Genomic DNA, 3,752 nt, shown 5'->3' on the forward strand with positions numbered 1-3,752 from the left:
TCCAGCTTGTGGGCGACCATGATCTGCCTGAGATAGAAAACGAGGTGGCAGAGATAAAAAAGCTCACGAGTGTGGATTTTCAGCTTATTGCGGTGAAGGTCGATGATTGGAACAGGGAGCTTTCACCATGGGAAGCCCCTGCGGTATTTGGCAATGAGGACTTCGGCAATGGAGCGGAAGACACTCTGGCGGAGATATTAACGCTTTGCTCGGACAAGAGCAAGAATTATTACATTGGCGGATATTCTCTGGCAGGGCTTTTTGCCTTGTGGGCGGCGTTTCAAACGGAGAAATTTTCAGGCGTTGCGGCGGCTTCTCCGTCGGTGTGGTTTCCTGATTTTGTGGGGTATATGAAAGAGAATAAGATAAAATGCGACGCTGTTTATCTCAGTCTTGGTGACAAGGAAGAAAGGACGAAAAATGCGGTCATGTCAAAGGTGGGCGACTGTATCCGTGAGAGTTATGATTTGCTGACGGGGCAGGGTATCGAATGCGCCCTTGAATGGAACAAGGGCGGGCATTTTAAAGAGCCTGCTTTGCGGACAGCTAAGGGGTTTGCTTGGGTGATGAATGGAAGATAGGGGAATGGCAATGGATAAGGAAAAATTGTAAAACAGGCTTATGGTATTGCCAAACTAAGGGACAAGTCGATCAAGGGAACAAAAGAGACAATATATTTTGACAACGCATCTATTGGCGTACTTCCAGAGATCATTACGGAAAACAATATTGTTGTTGCAAGCTCCAATAATGGTGCAGTGCAGAGTATCGTAAATGAGCTTTCACTTACCAAGGAACAAATCGACTAAAAGTTTGTTGAGGAGCTTAAAGGTGCTGACTATTTTTGCAGTATCGCTCCCAAATAAAGCCTGTACTCACAATGGATTCAAATATTCTGAATATGCTTAGAGAACATTTTGGAGTGACTGAAAAATATTTATCAAATTCCGCATCAACGCAGACATTGACTGAATGTTGCCGCTACCCGTGCAAAAAAAGAATTATATATTGTTGGAGATAAAAAATTATATCTGAATTGCGGCGGTGATACGCTGTTTGATGGGCTTTTTGCGTGGCGGAACTTCTAAATTTGGGATTATAGCATGGCGGGGGTGGGAAGTCAAAGTTATTTTTCCATTACTACTATCTTGTTTGAGATATTGCTCACAGGCTTTATTTTTTTGAGCAGTTTGAATATTGGGATAAACTCCGCCATTCCCTCGACGAGGCTGTGGTCTTCAATGTGGCGGAAGTTCGGGAGAAGCTTTGCAAGCTCTTTGCCGTCCTTGACGCCCCATGTGAATTTGGCTTTGCTGCCCTCGATAGACTTTTCTTTCATACGCTTTACCATAGTGGGGCTCATTGTCTCGACCAATACTGTGACGTGTTCAAAGCGTTTGTTTATGACGTCAAATATCTCCTTTACGTTCTTTTCTGAGAGGTACATAGTCAGACCCTCGATAATGACGATAGCAGGGGCATCGTGCTCGGTTATTTCTCCGCTCCAATCGTCCATGGCGGACATTGCTATCTGGGATATCTCGCCTGATTCAGGGAGAAGCTTTTCTCTCACGGCGATAGTTTCGGGCAGGTCGAGGTTATACCAATGGGTGTAGCCGTTCATTCTGTAACAGCGTGTATCAAGTCCGCAGGCGATATTCACCACCACTGCGCCTTTGTTTTTTGCAAGATACTTGTTCGCAAGCTTATCGAGGACTATTGTCCTTGCCACAACGCCACTGTGCATTGCTGAGTCCTTATCGGCAAGTGAGAAATCATAGTTTATCTTATCTATTATCTCCACGGCTTTTGTATCTTTTATCGCACCCCTTGTTTTGGTTTCCTTTGCACGGGCATACACGGTTTGCAGCATAGTTTCAGGCACGCCTGAGAGCTTTGGTTTTTCATTCATATCCATTTTTCTTCCTCCTGTGGTGTTATTAAGATAGTTGCGACTAACTTGTTCTTTTTTATGATAGCACATTGAGGGGGAAATGTCAATAGAGGTGGGGCGGATAGGGGAGTTGGGGCAGAAAAATACCGATACAGAGGGGCTGTATCGGTGGGTGTGAGTAAAAGGAGTAAACTGAAATTTATTACTCATAAACGGAAAATTTAATAAATTCATATGGCAATCCCATATCTTCGGAATATTTGCGTATCTCTGCCTTTTCGTCATCATTCATTTCGTTATAGAATGGTCGGTCTGATACTTTCCAATATATTTTAACTTCATCTATTATCAACACATCTCCCCAAGGGGCAGCATATAATTCCCCGACTTTATATTTTCCAAGTTCTTTATATACTCTTGTGGTATAACAATATCCCAATTTCTTTAAGTAATTTTGGATAGATCCATATTCATATTCGGGAAATGATATTTTTTCAAACATACAATAGACCTCCTGCAAATGTAACACAAACTGTTTTATCCTCGTCGGTTATGATATTTAACGGGACAAGTATATCACATTTTGAAGTGATTTTCAAGGGGCTGGTTTATTTTGTCAACATAAAACTCACTGTCAGTTTCAAAGCAGTAGGCGCACAGCCGTCCACCTGAGGCACAGCCACAGTCTATGGCTATGTGTCCGTTGGCTTTGTAGGCTTCGGGTCTGCCGTGGTTTGGGATATTAGCGGTAGGGGTGTGACCTGTCACAAGGAAAGTATTCGGGTCGCTGAAATAGCGTTTTGAATAGTCGGCACGCTCCCAGATAAGCTCGTGGAGGGTATATTCATCAAGGGGCTTATCCTCGCTAAAGCCCCCAAGACCTGCATGGGTGAGGACAAAACGTTTGCCGTTTATGGTGATATCCTCATACATTGAGAAGCTTTTGAGAAACTCCATAAAGTCCATGCGGTCGGCTTTGGAGAGGGAGATAAATTCGCTGAAAGTGGGTTTTCCTCCGCTGGTGAGCCAATCGATCAGGTCTAGCCGTTCGTCTTTTGTAAGCTTGCTCACGTCATCTTTTATAAGGTGGCGGAGATTGATATAGGCAAGGTGTTCGTGGTTGCCGAACAGCGGGATAACATTATCCCGAGCCATGATGTCGTTATAGATCTCCATAGGCTTTTCGCCCCTGTCGCAGATATCACCTATGATATAGAGGGTATCGTCCTCAGAGAAGCCTATTTTTTCGAGAAGCTTAATATACTCCTCATAACAGCCGTGGATATCAGATATTGCATATGTCATAAAAGCACCTCGCTGGGTTTTGGGTCGGGTTTCTTGTCTATTCTATTATAGCATACTTAGGGGTAAAATTGGGGAGGTTTGAAAAAAATTTTTACCCATTGGCATAGAGTTCGCTTCAAGCTGTATAATGGGGATAAGCTCCTTGAACTCTTTTGGTTTATGTTATCTGAGTGAACCCTTGGTGCTTATAGGCGTTGTCACCACCGCAAGGTCTGCCACGCTGCTTTTCAGTGTGGCGAGAGCCTGTGGTGTTGTGTGGCCATTGTTTTGATAATAATTTAACTGTACCTTTATAAACTGAAATTTGTCGAACGAAAGAAAGGTTTTTGTTGTTTACTGATCATGTAAAATCATTGCTCAAATATGCAAGCGTACTTTGGATCTTCTGTAATTAACTTCTTTTCCTTCTCCGGAAAGGAAGTCGCAGTCTTTACTAAAAAGCTTGGCTCACATACAATTACTTTATGACCTGACGGATTTACAGATTTCAACAGTGATGAAGTAAAATGCTCATCGTTATTCTCATCATTTATGCTCTTATTATTCCGTTCTT

At 43.0% G+C, this 3,752-nt stretch carries 5 protein-coding genes; 1 reads left to right on the forward strand and 4 read right to left on the reverse strand.

All coding sequences use genetic code 11. The features are described from left to right. Positions 1 to 581: esterase (locus tag QVO88_RS09425; RefSeq protein ID WP_288177962.1), on the forward strand; the 581-nt coding region annotated here is incomplete at its 5' end. A 545-nt stretch (positions 582 to 1,126) separates the two neighbouring features. On the opposite strand, the gene QVO88_RS09430 is transcribed toward QVO88_RS09425, so the two are convergent. The 4 genes from QVO88_RS09430 to QVO88_RS09445 all read right to left on the reverse strand — a co-directional run. Then, positions 1,127 to 1,918 carry a class I SAM-dependent methyltransferase gene (locus QVO88_RS09430; RefSeq protein ID WP_022288234.1) on the reverse strand — a complete coding sequence of 264 codons (792 nt, stop codon included), beginning with the start codon at positions 1,916 to 1,918 and terminating at the stop codon, positions 1,127 to 1,129. 178 nt (positions 1,919 to 2,096) lie between these two features. Beyond that, a complete protein-coding gene (locus QVO88_RS09435; protein ID WP_022288235.1) occupies positions 2,097 to 2,396 on the reverse strand; it encodes a hypothetical protein in 300 nt (99 codons plus the stop codon). Between the two features lie 74 nt (positions 2,397 to 2,470). Beyond that, complete coding sequence (locus QVO88_RS09440) at positions 2,471 to 3,199, reverse strand: metallophosphoesterase (protein ID WP_022288236.1); 729 nt, start codon at positions 3,197 to 3,199, stop codon at positions 2,471 to 2,473. Between the two features lie 350 nt (positions 3,200 to 3,549). Beyond that, the coding region (locus QVO88_RS09445; RefSeq protein ID WP_288177963.1) for a hypothetical protein at positions 3,550 to 3,752 on the reverse strand (203 nt) is incomplete at its 5' end.

Origin of the sequence: Ruminococcus sp. CAG:57, assembly GCF_000435935.1 — a bacterium.
GTDB lineage: Bacteria > Bacillota > Clostridia > Oscillospirales > Ruminococcaceae > Hominimerdicola > Hominimerdicola aceti.

What these genes read in the sequence shown, in the direction of transcription:
- QVO88_RS09430 (WP_022288234.1), bottom strand. Translation starts at nt 1,918, where the DNA reads ATGGATATGAATGAAAAACCAAAGCTCTCAGGCGTGCCTGAAACTATG.
- QVO88_RS09435 (WP_022288235.1), bottom strand. Translation starts at nt 2,396, where the DNA reads ATGTTTGAAAAAATATCATTTCCCGAATATGAATATGGATCTATCCAA.
- QVO88_RS09440 (WP_022288236.1), bottom strand. Translation starts at nt 3,199, where the DNA reads ATGACATATGCAATATCTGATATCCACGGCTGTTATGAGGAGTATATT.